Source organism: Flavobacterium sp., assembly GCF_043722275.1.
GTDB lineage: Bacteria > Bacteroidota > Bacteroidia > Flavobacteriales > Flavobacteriaceae > Flavobacterium.
The window spans coordinates 24889-42405 of sequence record NZ_JAYSPC010000132.1 but is presented as its reverse complement, the minus strand read 5'-3'; the positions used below and the strand labels follow the sequence as shown (position 1 = coordinate 42405).

General features: G+C 36.2%; 8 protein-coding genes. All 8 read right to left on the bottom strand.

What is annotated here, in order from left to right:
- On the bottom strand, nucleotides 1-3263 hold a 3263-nt coding region (locus tag ACHZDT_RS16285; RefSeq protein ID WP_394775678.1), incomplete at its 3' end, for a beta strand repeat-containing protein.
- 523 nt (nucleotides 3264-3786) lie between these two features.
- Nucleotides 3787-4767, bottom strand: coding sequence for a M20/M25/M40 family metallo-hydrolase (locus ACHZDT_RS16280; protein ID WP_394775677.1), 981 nt, complete (start codon nucleotides 4765-4767; stop codon nucleotides 3787-3789).
- 59 nt (nucleotides 4768-4826) lie between these two features.
- Nucleotides 4827-5879 carry an exo-alpha-sialidase gene (locus ACHZDT_RS16275; protein ID WP_394775676.1) on the bottom strand — a complete coding sequence of 351 codons (1053 nt, stop codon included), beginning with the start codon at nucleotides 5877-5879 and terminating at the stop codon, nucleotides 4827-4829.
- A gap of 177 nt (nucleotides 5880-6056) precedes the next feature.
- A complete protein-coding gene (locus tag ACHZDT_RS16270; protein ID WP_394775675.1) occupies nucleotides 6057-7400 on the bottom strand; it encodes a sugar MFS transporter in 1344 nt (447 codons plus the stop codon).
- Nucleotides 7401-7632: 232 nt separating this feature from the next.
- Nucleotides 7633-9219: a SusD/RagB family nutrient-binding outer membrane lipoprotein gene (locus tag ACHZDT_RS16265; RefSeq protein WP_394775674.1), complete on the bottom strand. Its 1587-nt coding sequence runs from the start codon at nucleotides 9217-9219 to the stop codon at nucleotides 7633-7635.
- Between the two features lie 17 nt (nucleotides 9220-9236).
- Nucleotides 9237-12332 carry a SusC/RagA family TonB-linked outer membrane protein gene (locus ACHZDT_RS16260; RefSeq protein WP_394775673.1) on the bottom strand — a complete coding sequence of 1032 codons (3096 nt, stop codon included), beginning with the start codon at nucleotides 12330-12332 and terminating at the stop codon, nucleotides 9237-9239.
- Nucleotides 12333-12594: 262 nt separating this feature from the next.
- Nucleotides 12595-15255 (bottom strand): glycoside hydrolase family 3 N-terminal domain-containing protein, encoded by a 2661-nt coding sequence (locus tag ACHZDT_RS16255; protein ID WP_394775672.1) that lies wholly within the window; start codon nucleotides 15253-15255, stop codon nucleotides 12595-12597.
- A gap of 13 nt (nucleotides 15256-15268) precedes the next feature.
- The gene (locus ACHZDT_RS16250) at nucleotides 15269-17509 is read right to left on the bottom strand and encodes a GH92 family glycosyl hydrolase (protein WP_394775679.1); all 2241 of its coding nucleotides are present in this window, start codon (nucleotides 17507-17509) and stop codon (nucleotides 15269-15271) included.
- Nucleotides 17510-17517: the final 8 nt, after the last annotated feature.

Genomic DNA, 17517 nt, shown 5'->3' with positions numbered 1-17517 from the left:
GCCGGAGATGCATTCCACACTATACTATAGGTTATTGGTGATCCCGTAGTTCCTGAATACTCTAATGTTGTCGTTTGAGCAACATTAATATGAGAACAACGTTCTGCTGCAGAAGATGCTAGTGCGATGGTTGGCGCTTGTGAATTAATAACTATAGATACATTGTGCTTTCCGAAACAATCACCATTGAAAAAAGTCATTATACCCGTGTATGTGCCTGGCGGAACATTTGCAGGTATTATAATGTTATCTATAACACCTCCAGCTGGTGAAAAAGTAAATGGTTCCATAGGTCGATTTTGCATTGCAGGTTGATCCCAAATAAGAGAATATTGTGTAGGATTAGCAATAATTCCTGAATATGCTAATGTTGTATATTGAATACTTGTAGTAGTACTAACCGGAGTAATGATATCATTTGATATAATCGAAGGAGCTTGTTTTACATTTAAAGCAAAAACAGAACCTAAGCTTTCAATACCGTCTGCATTTTTTACTGTTAAAGTTCCTGTGTAAGTTCCTGAATCTGTTCCTACAGGAATAGCAATAAGGATTGGACTAGCAGGTAAAGGTGCATCAGTAACTGCCGCAAAAATATTTGCCGGAGATGCATTCCACACTATACTATAGGTTATTGGTGATCCCGTAGTTCCTGAATACTCTAATGTTGTAATGTTACTAAAAGGACAACGTTCTGCTGCTGAAGATGCCAAGGCTATTGTGGGTGCAACAGGAGCTGAAACTGTTATAGATACATTTTTATATTGATTACAAGAAGCTTCATTAGAAATATACATTGCTCCCGTATAAGTCCCAGCTGGAACATTTGCAGGTATTACAATATTATTTATACTGCCTCCGCTGAACGAAAAAGCAAATGAAGTAGTAGGCTGATCTGCCAATAAAGCATTATTTGCTGTTTGATCCCAATCAATAAAATATCTTGTGGGAGGCGTACCTGAAGAAGGTGAAAGACCAGAATATGCTAATGTTGCAGTTTGCGGGCTACTACTCGTTGTAACCGAAGCAATTGATCCATCTGAAAGAATTGTAGCAAGGAATCCTAAACTTAGAGTAAACGTTGAACCCGTACTAACTGCGCCATTTGCATTTTTGACTGTTAATGTACCTGTATAAGTTCCCGGGTTTGTTCCTGTAGGAATAGCAATGGTAATTGGACTACCCTGCAATGCTGCATCAGTAACGGGTACTAAACTATTTGTGGGAGATGCATTCCATACTATACTATAAGTTATTGGTGATCCTGTAGTTCCTGAATACTCTAATGTTGTAGTCTGGGACACATTACTGCCTACATAACAACGGTTTTCCGTCGAAGATGCCAAGGCTATAGTTGGTGCAACAGCAGCAAAAATAGATATAGTTACAGATCGCGAGGCAGAACAACTTCCTGCGTTCATAATGTTTATTGTCCCCGAGTAAGTTCCCGATGGTACATTGGCAGGTATCACAATATTATTTATAACGCCACCACCAGGTGAAAAAGCAAAAAGAGTACTCAGCTGATCTGTTAATAAGGCAGCATTTGCTGCTGAATTCCAATCAATAGAATATCTTGTTGGATTTTCTACACTTGCAGAATATGCTAAAGTTGTGTTTTGCGAGTTATTACTTGAAGTAACCCAAGCAATTGCGCCTGTTGAAGTAATTGAAGGGCTTCTATCTATAAAAACATTAAAAACCGAACCTAAACTACTACTTCCAGATGCATTTTTTACAGTCAATGTACCCGTATAAATTCCAGCAGCTGTTGCAGCAGGAAAATAAAGAATTATTGGACTAGTTGGTAATGCTGCATCGGTAATGGCTGTAAAACCATTTGCAGGAGAGGAATTCCAAACTATACTATAAGTTACAGGAGTTCCTGTAGTGGCTGTATACCCTAATGTTGTCTGTAACGTAGTGCCATTATTAAAGGAACAAATTCCCTGTGCCTGAGATTGTAAAGCTATAGTTGGCAAAGCTTCGACTGTGACAGTTGTTGCTGCTGAATTTACAACTGTACAGCTTCCGCTTTGAACAACAGCTCTAAATTGTGTAGTTTCTGTTAATACTCCTGAAGTATAAGTCGTATTGGTATTGGCTAAATCTGTCCATACAGAAAACGGACTTACAGAAGATTGCCATTTAACAACTGATCCTGTATGACCTGACAAAGTCAATAAACCGCTTGTGTTACCGGCATTAATTGTCGTGCCTCCAGCTACAGTTCCGCCAACGGTTGCCGGTGATATTGTTATTGTAGCGGTATTATTAGCAGTAATATTAGAAGAACAAGTCTCTGATGCAAGTTTAGTAACGGTTATTGTACTAGAACCCGTAGTTAGTCCTACTGCTGTAAAAGTTCCTGTTCCTGCTGTACTAACTGTTAAATTTGCAGTAAGCGCAGTAGCAACCGGACTGCTTCTATTATAGGTTACGACATAATTACCAATTGGCAATGATGCTGCGTTACCCGTTAAAGTTACAGTAGATGTTGTACCTATAGAAGCACAAAAATTAGTAGCTGCTGTACTTGTTAAACTAAAATTAGCACAGCTATAAGAAATAATAACCCGGCCAGCTGCACCGGCTCCCCCAATTTGTGATGCTCCTAATGCTGAATTTATAGCGCCACTACCGGCACCTCCGGGAGGCGAACCTGCATTTCCGGGTGCATTACTTAAAATTAAACCTGAAACGGCAGTACCACCTGCTCCACCAGAATTTGCTCCGGAACCACCGGCACCAGATGAAAGCAATAAACCTAAAAGATTCCATGAATTACCATTCCCTCCATTTGCACCTGCCAATTTAGTAGAACCTGCAGAAGCTGCAACTGAACCTCCAATTCCTCCTATAGGTGAACCTCCTGCGTTATTAGCGCTTCCACCAGATCCTCCGGCGGCTAAAATAGAAGTTTCAAAACCGGTAATAGTAGAATTACCTCCTGCCGTACCAGCTCCGCTAGTACCAGAAGTTTGACTTGCAACCACTACATTTAGTGTTGTTCCGGGAGTTACTAAAAGTGGGGCACTTGCATAAGCTCCTCCACCTCCACCGGCAGATCCCCTCCCCAAAAGCAATGGTGCTCCACTAGCTCCTCCGCCAGATCCACCACCACCCCAAGCCTGAACAGTGACACTAGTCACACCGGCGGGAACGGGAAATGTTCCATTGCCGGTAAAGGTTTTCGTCGAGCCCGACTGGGACCACGAATACGTAATAATAAAAACGAGTAACAAAGATAATTTTAGTCTCATAATAATAAATTTTTAATGATTAAAAAATTAATTAATTCCTTTAGGCAATTATGAGGTGAGTAGGGAAGAAATACATAAATAAATGATTGAAAGGCAATCAGTATTTCTTTTAAGCATATTTTACAATATACTGAAGTGTAGATAGTTACAAATATTTTTAATAAATTTATAACAAAAAAATGTAAGTATATAGCCATAATAATATATATTATGATGCACTTAAACAGATTAAATATGATTTTTCTTATATTTTTAACAAACTAAATATCAATACATTAACAATATAGATTTAACAACTGTAATAAAAATCTTAAATTTGAGAAAACAAAAATGCGCATTTATTAAATCTGTACTATAATGGATTAAAAATAGCGGAGCCTTCATTTAAAAATGTTTTGTTTTATTCAATTAGAGAATTTATAAAAAAAGCCATTCGTTTTGAATGGCTTTTGGTGTAATTTTTAGAGTATAAAAACGGAATCTTACAAATGATTTAGCGTTTTGAGAGTTATGTTTATCTTATTTAATCTTGCTTGATAAACTTTAAATCCTGCTCATAATCAGCAATCGCAATTAAGGCGTTATAGATGTATTTTGAAACCAAAGCTCCGCCTTCAAAATTAATTAAATCAATATCATCGTCTGGAGTATGGTATTGCGGATGCCCGCCTGTATGAAATCCTATAACAGATATGCCAGCTTTGTAGAATGAAATATGATCAGATCCTCCCACTTCTCCGGCATGGATAACGGGATTAAGTCCGCTATTGTCACCTAATTTTTTCATGAGTTCAATGCCGTCAGGAAAAGTTCCTGCACCGCCCATATAAATTTGTTTTTCGGTATTTAATCTTCCTACCATATCCATGTTCAGCATTACTTTTACAGCTTCTTTTTTGACTGGCAAATGATTTACAAAATATTTAGAACCTAATAATCCTTCTTCTTCACCGCTGAAAGAAACAAAAATGACACTTCGTTTAAGTTTAATTCCAGATTTTGATACTTCTTCTGCCATACAAAGCAAAGCCGAAACTCCGGAAGCGTTATCATCTGCTCCGTTATGAATCGCGATAACTTCCTTTTTTTTACTGCCTGATCCTTTTCCGCCCCAACCCCAATGATCATAATGCGCGCCAATTACAATAAATTCATTTTTGAGGTTTGGATCTGATCCTTCAATATATCCTATAACATTTTGTGTTGCAACAGTATCAGATTTGACTTTGTTTATTCCTTCTTTTACAAAAAGTTTAAACGATTGGTAATAACTTCCATTGAATTCTTTTAAACCATATTTTTTGAAATATTTTTTGACGTAAGCCGCTGCGTTATTATTTCCTTTTGTGCCGGGAAAACGTCCTTCCATTTTATCAGATGAAAGATATTTATCATGTTTGTAAAATGTTTGGGCATCAATACTATTCTGTGCATTTATAGCAACACTTACAAATAGTATACTTATTAAAAGGGCTCTAAATTTTGGATTTTGAGAAGATTGCATTTTTTATTCTGATGAGTTTTATAGATTATTTAAGTTCAAAAAATTTATTCAATTCAGGATTAGTTCACTATTTCAAATATAACATGTTTAATATATTTTCTGTTATAAGTGTACAAAACGTGAATTTTATGATCTGATGTTTGAATAATTGCCGGATAACTGAATTCGCCTACTTTTTGGTTTTCAAGATCAAATAATTTCTTGAATGATATACCATCTTTAGAATATTCCACATCTAAAACATTTCGTCCGTTGAACCAGTCTTTTCCTTGTTTGAGCGGATTATTCACTAATAAAAATGATTTATTATTTAAAGTTACGGCATCAATTCCTGAATTAGAATTTACCACATTAATACTATCAGTTTTATGCCAAGTATTTCCGTTATCATTTGACCAACTTGAAATCAGTTTATTATGTTTGCTTCGGGATAAAATCTGAATTTCTTTATCAGAATGAACTAAAAATGTGGGCTGAATACTATCAAATTCCTTTTTAGCGTCAAGAGCAATTTTTTCCCACGAATCTGCAGCTTCAGTATATTTTTCTAAATGAACTCTCCATTTATTATCTGCAACACTTTCGGTACTGCTTCCGCATAAAATAGTACCTGGAATTGTTTCAACAGGTTTGTTTCTAATGGGTCCCAGAATCCCGTCAGGAAGATATTTAGGTTCACTCCATGTATTTCCGTTATCTTTTGAAACGATCATTGCTCCAAACCATTCTCTCGGATTTTTCCCCACTTTATAAAACAAATACAAATTCTGGCTTTTGCTTTTAAATAAAACCGGATTCCAGCAAGGCAATGTATCATTTTGCTTTATTAATGGCATTACAAGATTTTTTGGCGCAGACCATTTATTCTTTTGATATACAGAAAAATAAATTCCAACATCTTTTGCGCCTTCATATGTGCCTCCAAACCAAGCTGCCATCAATTTATCAGGTTCAAGTTCTACTATTGTTGATGCGTGACTGTTTGTTGTAACAGGCTGATCTGTAATAAAGTTTTGGGTGATATTAATTGCTTTTGGAACTTGCTTTATTGAGGAACAAGAAATACTCAGTACAACTAATAAAAGCAGTGGATAATTAAATTTTGAAATCATTTTGTAGTGTAAAAGTTGATTGTTGTCATATTATTTGAACACATAGAAACATAGTTATAGTTTTTGTATCTAAGGCGTTTCACTTGTTTAAATTATACATCGTTTTTCCGCCACGAATTCACGAATTATTACTTTATAAATTCGTGAATTCGTGGCGGAATATATTCCTTCATTATACTACTTATTGTATTCTTTTTTTAAACCTGCTTTATGTCCTATAATCGCGTAGTATAAAATAAAAGCATAGCACGGCAATAAAATCCAATATCCTTCGGTTGCAGCATTTGCGGTTGCCGAGACCTCACTCATTCCGTCAGCCAACATAGTTACTTTGTTCATGTCTACCAGTTTTCCGTATAACGGAGGAATAACTGCACCGCCGGAAATGGCCATAATTAATAATGCCGAAGCTGTTTTTGTAAATTTACCCAAACCTTTTAAAGTCAAAGGCCATATTGCAGGCCAAACTAAAGCATTTGCAATTCCTAAAGCTGCTACAAATAAAATAGAGGTAAATCCGCTTGACGCTACAATACAAAGCGATAGCAAAATCCCTAAAACGGCACTTGCTCGTAATGCCAAAGCCTGCGTAATATATTTCGGAATTAAAAATGCTCCAACTCCGTACGTGATTACCATTGCCAATAATGTAAATGTGGTGAAAAATTTAGCATCGCTCGCCGGAAAACCCAATGCAATACCATAAGCGATAATCGTATCTCCGGCAATTACCTCAACTCCTACGTACATAAAAAGCGTTAAAACTCCCAGCCATAAATGCGGAAACTGAAATATACTTGTTTTTGTGGTTTCGCCTTCTTTAGCTTCTTCAATAGGTTCAGCTTCAACGTTAGGCAAAGGAGCTTTTCTAATCAATATTCCTAAAATAAATAAAACGACCGCCATTGTTATATAAGGTGCAACAACGCTGTCTGCCATTGTATCCAGTAATTTAGCTTTTTCGATCGTATTTACTAAACTTAGTTTTTCTTTGATTTCATCAATTCCGGATAATAAGATCGATCCAAAAATAAGCGATCCCAATGCACCTGCTATTTTATTACAAATTCCCATAATTGAGATTCTTTTTGCAGCACTTTCTATGGGTCCTAAAATGGTAATGTATGGGTTTGAGGCTGTTTGCAATAAAGTCATTCCTGCTCCCTGAATAAATATTCCGGTTAAAAACATCCAATATGTTCTGGCTTCTGCGGCCGGAATGAATATTAAGGCGCCAAATCCCATGATGAATAATCCTAAAGACATTCCTTTTTTATATCCTACTTTCCCTAAAATATACGAAGCCGGCAATGCCATTACGACAAAAGAAATATAAGATGCCGATGCCACTAAAAGTGATTGAGCTGATGTTAACTCATTTATGGTTTTCATAAATGGAATTAATGCTCCGTTGATCCAGGTTACAAATCCAAAAACAAAAAATAGACTGGCTATAATTAAAATTGGAACTAATGTGTTTTTTTTCTTTTCAGAAGAAGGTAAAATTGTATTGTTAACCATAATGTAGTGTATTTGAAGATTTGGCAATTATTAAAAATCTGTGGCTATAAAAAAATAATCGCCACGAATTTCACGAATCAACACGAATTAATTAACGAAAATTAGTGTAATTCGTGGCAAACATTTTTAATTAATTATTCTTTCAATAATCGAAATTATTGTATAAAACAAAAGGAGAGTTACCTCTCCTTTTGTCAATTTTAAGTAACGAATCTCTTTATCTATACTTATTTTATTTTGTATCCCACCAAAGTTTAGTTCCTCCGGTATCAGGTCCGTTTAGTTTAACGATTCCGTCTGTAACAGCATCTTTGTTTGAAGAATATTCATTAGTTGTATAAATAATTCTTTTCATTAAGCTTTTACCAACTCCGGCGTCATTATTATCCGTGTTAAGTGGCGCATAAATTACTTTAGCATCACTTCGGCGTAAGTCTGCCCAAGATTCCCAGGATTCAGGAAAAATAGCCAGGTATTTTTGAACCGCGATTTGTGTACGCTGACTTGCAACGGCAGCAGACCATGCAACCGGTAATTTTACCGGAATATCCTGTAAATCTAAAGTTGGATAAACCGTTAGAACATTTGGCAAAGTTGGCAATGTATTTCCGGCAACATAAGCGTCAATTGCCGCAGCATCAGTGATTCCCCATTGTGCTAACGAAGCTCTAATACCTGCTTCATATAAACTCTGAGCACTTCCGCCCATGTTCCATCCGTTCAAAGCACCTTCGGCTCTGCTGAAATAATTTTCTGAAGCCATGAATACTTCAATATTTTTAGTTTCACTAAGATTTCCTGCTGCTCCGTTACCCATAACATCATTGTTAAAAGCAGAGAATTTAGTGGTTCCAAACTGATCTTCTAAAGCTCCGATAGGCTGACCACGATAAACACCGGTATCAATTTTAGAAAACCATTTTGCTAACCTTGGATCGTTATATCCTACAAGAATACTTTCCATAGAAGCTGTCATTGTATAACCCCAACTGTTTACAATCATGTTTAAATTGTTTGGAGTAATATTACTTGCTTTAAAGAAAGCGCCTTGCTCATTAGTTTGCATAACACCCGCAGCTACAGCAGCTTCGGCTTGCGTTTTTGCTTTAGCTGGCTGAATATCAGATATTCTTAATGCTAAACGCAATCTTAAACTGTTTCCAAAAACTCTCCAATTTGCAACATTACCGGCATACAAACGATCGTTAGGCTGAAATGAAGCAACTGTTGCCACAGAAGAACCGCTTAATGTAGTATTTGCTTCGTCAAGTAATTTAAAGAAATCTTCGTAGATAAATTCTACGCTGTCATAAGGCACTTTTTCTTTTTTGTTACCAGCTTCTGTGTAAGGAATTGGTCCGTAAGCATCTACCATTTGGTTATACATAAAAACTTTCCATATTTTAAGAATTGCCAAAGCTTCGGCATTTCCTTCAGATGCTTTTATAGCATTATTTAAAGCTGGAACGGCTACGGTGTAAAATCTTGTCCATCCACGTCCTTCGTAACCATTTACGAATGCATTTCTTTCTGTTCCATATCCACAATTTAGATATTGAATAAAAGTCGAAGATAAAATTCCAGTTGCAATACCCCAGGTTCCCTGATCATCAACGCCCGGCGATGAATAAGATCCGTTGTGAATTCCGGCATAAAGCGCAGATGCAAATGATGGTCCCGCCATTGTAGCATCTAACTGATCTTCCGTAAGCGAATTAGGATCGGTATTTATTTGATCAAAGTCGTTTGTACAACTTGAAAAAACAGAAACCAGTGCTAAAGCAACTCCTAATGTTTTTATTTTAAAACTATATTTCATGATGTCTCTTTTTTTAATTAAAATCCGAATTTAACATTTACCCCATAATCTCTCGTTGAAGGAATGTTGAAAGATTCGATACCTTGCAAGTTTCCTGTACCTGCACCCGCTTCAGGATCAAAATATTTAGCTTTGTTCACAAAGAAGAATAAATTTCTCCCTACTAATGAAAAGTCAATATTTGTAAATCCTGAATTTGCCAATATACGTTTTGGTAAAGAGTACCCAAAAACAAGTTCTCTTAATCTGATGTTTGTTGCATCATAAATAAAAGGTTCTGCGATGGGAGTTCTTTGCCCAATTGCTGTCCAGTATTGTTCTGCATTTATGCTTGTAGTATTTTGAACATAAGTTCCTCCAGCAGTTGCAACAACACCATCAACAACGATTCCGCCTTCTCTTCCTGCAAGAGTAACATCACTAACTCCTAAACCTGCCTGTCTTGCCTGAGTGTATGAAATAACTTCACCACCAATTCTAAAATCAACAAGGAAACTTAAAGAGAAATCTTTGTATTTAAAATTATTTTTTAAACCTGCTGTCCAGTCCGGGTTAAAGTTTCCTGCACGAACATCAAAACTATTTGTTGCAAGCGGAATACCAGCGCTGTTTACAATTATTTTTCCGTCAGGAGATCTTTGGAAACCTTTAATATATAAATCTCCATATTCACCACCCTGAATAACTTTACTTCTTACTAAACGTCCTTCACCAAGCACTAATTCTTCTCTTCCTCCGTAAATTGATTTTACTTCAGATTTGTAGTTTGCGTAGTTGGCAGTAACATCCCAGGAGAAATTTTCTGTTTGAACAGGAGTTGCAGTAAGTACAATCTCGATACCATTATTTTGAATTTCTCCACCATTAACAACCGCTCTTGAAGTCGAAGAAGATTCCGGAGTATTGATGTAGAAAATCTGATCTTTTGTATTTGTTTTAAAATAAGTAAAATCTAATCCTAAACGGTTTTTGAAAAATTTAACATCAGCACCAAATTCAACTGAACTTGACATTTCCGGTCTTAAATTAGGATTTGCAGCTGTTGTTTGAGAATACAGCATACCGCCATTTCCACCAATATAAGATAATCTTGAACTTGTTTGATAAGGATCTGTATCATTACCCACTTTTGCATAAGAACCTCTTACTTTTGCAAAACTTACCACTTCCGGCAATGTTACCATATCTGAAATAACTCCTGAAAGACCTACAGATGGATAAAAGAATGATCTGTTTGCCGATGGTAAAGTAGATGACCAGTCATTTCTTGCTGTTAAATCAAGGAACAAATAATTTCTGAATCCAATTTGTGAGAAACCATAAACAGAGTTAATTTGTTTTTCTGAAGATGTAGAAGTTGACTGAATCGTTGAAACATTTGATAAGGCAAAAAAGTTTCTTTTACTTAAAACTCCGCCTGAATATAACGAAGAACTATTTTGTTGTAAAGTATTCGCACCCGCATTAATCCCGATAGAGAAATCACCAAATTTTTCGTTGTATGAAAGTAAAGCATCCGTATTGAATTCGCTTACAGTTTCATAAGATTCGCTGTATGAACCCAGATTGTTATTAAAAGCGATAGTAGCATATCTGTTTCTAACATTCTTGTTTGTCATTTGGTCTAAACCAGTTCTTACTTGCAAACTTATTGTATTTGTAAACTCATATTTAAGAGACGCAAGACCTATAAATCTGTTTCTTTTATCTTTACGTGAATCATCGCGCAAAGCTGACCAATATGGGTTTCCTCCTGGAGCTCCGGCTTCGTCTAAAAAATAATTTTGCTGTAATTGTCCCGCTGCATCTCTGTATTCAAAATCTTTGTATTCACTAAATTTAATACTACGAGGTAATAAATAAGCTGATGTACCAATAGATTCTTCACCCGTTCTCAATAAATTATCGATATCCTGAACGATATAGTTTGTTTTTACATCTAATGATAATTTATCAGATATTTTACTCGTTAATCTTAAATTAAGATTGTGTCTGTTCAATTGGTTTCCGCCTACGATACCTTCTGCAGTTGTATTTGTATAAGAAAAATAACCCTGCGCTTTTTCATTTCCTGTAGTAACAGTCAATGTATTTGCTAAATTATATCCTGTTTTATAAAAATCAATTACGTTATCCGGCTGCGGGCTGTAACTTGTTGTTGCAGGTCCTGAATAATTAGGATTACGAACTAATTGCCATGCCGGAACCTGACTTCCGTCGAGTTTTCCTCCCCAGCTTGAGCTTGAAGTCTGGTTGTAAGCACCTAAAGTTCCTTGTCCGTACTGGTTTTGTAAATTCATCAAATTATAAGCAGATGAAGCCATGAAGTTAGACGAAACCGAAACTGAAGTTTTTCCTGATTTTCCTGATTTTGTAGTTATAACAATAACACCATTACTTGCCCTTGTACCATAAAGTGCTGCTGCAGATGGTCCTTTAAGAACCGTCATCGAAGCAATATCTTCAGGATTAATATTCGAAATACCATCAGGCTGAGTGGTTCCTCCTGTATCGATATCCGGATTACCAGTAGTTGTACCATTACTAATAGGCACACCATCAACCACATACATTGGTTGGTTATTACCGGTAAGTGATCTGTTTCCTCTCAATGTAATTCTTGAAGAACTTCCTACACCATTTGAAGTAGTCGAGAAGTTAAGACCCGCAACTTTACCCGAAAGTGAGTTGGCGACGTTTAATGATCTTGCCTCTGAAAGCTCATCTACCGAGATATTCTGAGCGGAATACGTGATGGCTTTTTTCTCCCTTTTAATACCAAGAGCCGTTACAACAACTTCCCCTAATTGTTGTGTCGCTGCGCCTAAAGCTGCATTGATTAATGTTTGTGTTCCTACAGGAATCTCTTTTGGAGCAGATCCAACATAGCTGAAAACCAAAACTGATGATTGATTGGGAACATTAATGCTGTACTTTCCATCAAAATCTGATGATGCACTTGTCTTTGTTCCTTTAACAACAACATTTGCACCCGGAATTGGAATTCCCGTTGAAGCATCTGTTATCGTTCCTTTTACCGTAGTCTGTGCTTGTGAGCTTTGGAATGCAAACAAGCAAAGAACAAACAGTAATTTTAGTACGTTCTTAGTCATATTAGTTGTTTTTTAGAGTTAATAACATGTTAAACTTAAGAATACCTTTTGTTAACAGAATATTATTTCGACAAATGACAATTTTGAAAAGGTGTTGGGTAAACTTTAACATTTAAACCCCTAAAAACCTTATATTTTACAAAAAAAACCCGCCTAAATAAGGCGGGTTTTTATTAATTAATCTAATTGATTTATACAATTTTCAAAAGTATTATCTGCTAAATACTTAAAACACTAAATATAATTATTCATTAGTTCTTTTTTATTGCAAAACCTTAAATCCCGTTTTTTGCAGGTCAATTGAGTTTCCACCTACCATAACTTCAAAATCACCCGGTTCTACTACATTTTTCATATCTCGGTTCCAAAGTGATAATTCATCAGCAGTTAATGTAAATTCTACTTTTTGAGTTTCTCCTTTTTTAATAAATAATCTCTTGAAACCTTTTAATGTTTTTCTTGGCGTTGTTACACTGCTGTAAACATCATTAATGTACAATTGTACGACCTCATCTCCATCAAAATTTCCTGTGTTTTTAACGTTTATGCTTACTTTTAATTCTCCATTTGTTTTAATTTCCTTTGAACTGATGGCAAGATTTGAATATTCGAAAGTCGTATAACTCAATCCGTAACCAAATGTGTACAACGGATTTTCACTTTCAGAAACATATCTGTGTATTGCAGATGGTTTTTGGTTATAATATATAGGTAACTGTCCCACAGATTTAGGAACCGTAATTGGCAATCTTCCGCCAGGATTATAATTCCCGAATAATACATCGGCTACAGCCTTTCCTCCTGCTTCACCCGGAAACCAGCCTTCGACAAGTGCAGGAATATTTTCTGCTATCCAGTTTGTTGAAAGCGGACGACCATTTAATAAAACACAAACCACCGGAGTTCCTGTTTTTTGGATAGCTTCAATCAATTCCTGTTGCATTCCGTGTAAGTCTAAAGAAGCGACATCTCTGTTTTCCTCTACTAATTCGTTTGATTCGCCTAAAACCACAATTGCAACATCTGCTTTTTTAGCGATGTCAATTGCCGGCTGAAAGTTTACTTTTTCAAGATTCCAACGCAAGTGCGCTCTGGCTCCCCAACCGCCTTCCCACATTTCTATGCGGACTTTGTATTTTTTACCTGCTTCAATATTTTTTGGAGTTGTAACCATACTCGTAGCACCTTTTGTCCAGTTGTCAATCACCAATTGATCGTCGATCCACATTCTGATTCCGTCATCTGAACTTAAACCTAACCAGCCATCAAATGATTTTTCTGACTGAATATATCCTGTCCAGCGAATCGAGAAATCATCATCTGTAACGCCATCTCCCGGAGACCACGGCCAATCAAACTCTAACTGACTATCAATACGGGTTAATGCCGGAACTCCTTCAACACTTCTGTTATTAAAATATTCGCCTTTTAATCCGTTTTCAGATCCATCTGGCGTGAATAAATACTTCGACGGAATAATTTGTCCTTTTACAATTAAGGAAACTCCTTCTTCATAAAGTACATTTGTTTTCGCGCCAACAACTTGTTTTACTCCTTCAAGAACGGTTGTTCCTACTTTATTTTTTACCGAATATCCTCCTAATCTCGAAGCATCAGCATTTGGACCAATAACGGCAATCGTTTGAATATCCTTTTTTAAAGGCAAAATATTGTTGTCATTTTTCAACAATACAATTGATTTATGTCCGGCTTCTAAAGCGATATCCTGATTTTCTTTTGAATGAAAACGTTGCTTAATTAAATTTTTATCTGTGTACGGATTTTCAAATAATCCCAATAAAAACTTCAATCTTAAAACTCCGCCGGCAGCACGGTCAATTTGTGCCATTGTTAGTTTTTTCTCATTTACCAATTCAATAATGCTTTGTTGCCAGAATTCATTTGTGAAATCATAAAACTGCATATCAACTCCCGCTGCAACAGCTTCCCTAATACTTTCTTTAGGCGAATCTGTAACATGATGCGTGGTTTGAAGGTATTTTATAGCGCCTAAATCTGAAACTACAATTCCTTTAAAACCCCATTCTTTTCTTAAAACATCCGTCAATAACCAGTGATTTGCTGCACAAGGAATTCCGTCTAGTTCAGAATAAGCACACATGGTTCCTAACGCGTTTCCTTTTGTAAATGCTTTTTTAAATGATGGTAAAAAATCTTCTCGCGCGCTGCGTTCTCCAATCAAAACCGGAGAAGAATTTCCTCCTGCTTGCGGAATCCCGTGAACGGCAAAATGTTTAGGTTCTGCAATTATCGAACGATCTGATTTGAAATCCTCGCCCTGCATTCCTTTAATCATCGAAGTTCCCAGTTCTCCAACCAAATAAACATCTTCACCAAAAGTTTCTGCAACTCTTCCCCAACGAGGTTCGCGTCCAACATCAAGATTGGGTCCTAAACCAAAATGAACTCCGTGCGCTCTGGCTTCTGTACCAATAACTTTTCCCACTTTATCCAGAAGATTTGTGTCCCAGGTTGCCCCTAAACCAATGTTCATTGGGAAAGCCGTACTTCCGTCATCTAAATAACCGTGAAGCATCTCGCACATAATAAGGGCAGGAATTCCCCATTTGTTCTTTTTTATAACCTCACTTTGAAGGTCATTAATCATTTTTGCTGATCGCGGATAAATATCGTGAATTGCTCCAATACCAAGATTTCCAATTTTAAGATCCGATTTTGATTTCGAAAAATCTTCCTTTTCCTTAAAAAATTCCCCTTTGTACATGTCCATCTGGCGTACTTTTTCCTCAAGGCTCATTCGGCTTAATAAATCAGTAAGCCTTTCCTCAACAGGTAATTTAGGATCTTGGTACGGATATTTTTTTTGTGCATAACTGTGGTTATAAAAACCAACAGCCATTATGAAAATAATGGCTGTTTTTTTCATTCGTAATTGTAACATAGTAGTGTTGTTTTTAATTTTGAATCACTTTTAGTAATTTTCCATTCACAAAATCATCGTGCGAAATAAAAAAGCTATTAAGTGTTTTTCCGTTTATTTCAATCGAATTGATTTTTCCGTCATTATTGATTTGTCTTTCAATTACAATGCTTTCTTTTTTATAATATCTTGGATCTAATTTGATCGTTATTCTATGAAACATTGGTGCTGTAATCGTATAAACAGGATCTCCCGGCGATATGGGATAAATTCCCATCATGGAATAAACCAACCAAGCCGACATTGTTCCGGTATCATCATTTCCGGGTAATCCGTTTGGTTTGTTCTGGAAATATTCTCCTACCAGTTTTTTGACCATTTCCTGGCTTTTCCATTCTTCGCCTTTTACATAATTAAATAAATACGGATTCGAAATATCAGGTTCATTCGCCATATCAAATTGTTTGGTATCAAAAACTTTTTGCAATTGATCCGAAAATGCTTTATCACCGCCCATTAATTTGATTAATCCTTTCATATCATGCGGCACCATAAAATTATATTGCCAAGCGTTGCCTTCGATAAAACCCACATTTGCCTGAAAATTAGCTCCGGATGCAGGATCAAAAGGTTCATACCACTTTCCGTTCGCCAGTCTTGGACGAAATAATTTTAAATCTTTGTCATATAATTTTTGGTAGGAAAGCGAACGCTTCGTAAAACGCTTATAATCATCTTTTTTACCTAAGGCTTTCGCCAAAAGTGAAATCGCATAATCTGATGTATTGTATTCCTGCGTTGTAGAAACCGGACCAGGATAATTAGTTGACAAATAGCCTTTGTCGATATATTCCTTAAGACCGGGACGCAACGGATTATTCTCTGTATCATCTGCTCCTTTTAACATGGCAAAGTAGGCTTTGTAAATATCAAAATCCTGAATTCCCTTTAAACACGCGTCGACAATAACGATACTTGCCGGATCTCCAACCATTGTAAATGTTTCTGTTGAATTCAATTCCCATTTGGGTAACCAGCCGTTTTCATCATACATTTCCAACATGCTTTTTATCATATCAGATTGCTGTTTGGGATATACCAAAGACGTTAACGGATGCATATTTCGATATGTATCCCACAATGAAAACGTCGTATAACGTGTTCCATCGGTTTTAGCGATTTTGCTTCTTTTTATTACAGGATATTCTCCATTGACATCATTTAAAATATTCGGGTGAATTAAAGTGTGGTATAATGCCGTGTAAAAAATTGTATTCTCATCTTTTGAACCGCCTTCGACTAAAATTTTAGAAAGTTCTTCGTTCCATTCGTTATAAGTTTCCTTATAAACCGTTTCAAAAGATTTGTTTCCGGTTTCTTTTTCTAAATTTTCACGTGCGTTCGCAATACTCACATACGAAACGCCAATTTTAACCTCAACAACCTCTTCTTTATTAAATTTATAGGTAAAATAAGTTCCAATACTGTCACCAATAACCGTTTTTATGGTATTATCCATCATTCGGGTTTTGTCGTTGTACGTCATCCATTGTGCTTCAACACCTTCATATTTTGTTGGTTTTTTCCAAACTCCAAATTTATCCGCCGGTTTAGAAAATCTGGCTACAAAATAAACTGGATAAGCATCTTCAGGACTGTTATAACAAAACGAACCTACGGAACGCATTCCTTCAATTTCAGTTGGAGAAACTACTTTTACCATCGCACCTTCTTCATTTGTTAAACCTAAACCAAGATTTAATAAAATATTAGATTGTCCTTTTGGAAAAGTAAATTTGCTTACGCCGACTCTTTTTGAAGCCGTAAATTCTGCTTTAATCTTGTATTTATCAATATTTACGCTATAATAAGCGGCTTTTGCAACTTCGTTAGAATAGGTTGAACCGTATTTTAAATGATTGGTTTCTACCTTTCCTGTCGTTGGCATCAATAACAAAACACCTAAATCCGGACAACCAACACCGCTGATATTTACCTGACTGAATCCGGTTAAAAAGGTATTTTCATTTACATAAGGATTCGACAACCACTGACTGTCTTTTTCTAACTTATTTTGATGCCCCGCAACATTAAACGGACTAATACTCGCCATTCCTCTGGGTGCAATTGGTCCCGGAAAAGTCGCTCCATAATTGGAAGTTCCAATAAACGGATTCACAAAATCTGCCGGTTCCTGTGCAAAAATACTTATGCTAAAAAACAGCATGTAAAAAAAACATGCTGTTTGTATGGTTAACCTTTTATTAAAAATCATAGTTAATT

Bases quoted from the DNA above. Each gene is read 5' to 3' on its own strand.
- ACHZDT_RS16280 (WP_394775677.1), bottom strand. From the start codon at position 4,767: ATGCAATCTTCTCAAAATCCAAAATTTAGAGCCCTTTTAATAAGTATA.
- ACHZDT_RS16275 (WP_394775676.1), bottom strand. From the start codon at position 5,879: ATGATTTCAAAATTTAATTATCCACTGCTTTTATTAGTTGTACTGAGT.
- ACHZDT_RS16270 (WP_394775675.1), bottom strand. From the start codon at position 7,400: ATGGTTAACAATACAATTTTACCTTCTTCTGAAAAGAAAAAAAACACA.
- ACHZDT_RS16265 (WP_394775674.1), bottom strand. From the start codon at position 9,219: ATGAAATATAGTTTTAAAATAAAAACATTAGGAGTTGCTTTAGCACTG.
- ACHZDT_RS16260 (WP_394775673.1), bottom strand. From the start codon at position 12,332: ATGACTAAGAACGTACTAAAATTACTGTTTGTTCTTTGCTTGTTTGCA.
- ACHZDT_RS16255 (WP_394775672.1), bottom strand. From the start codon at position 15,255: ATGTTACAATTACGAATGAAAAAAACAGCCATTATTTTCATAATGGCT.
- ACHZDT_RS16250 (WP_394775679.1), bottom strand. From the start codon at position 17,509: ATGATTTTTAATAAAAGGTTAACCATACAAACAGCATGTTTTTTTTAC.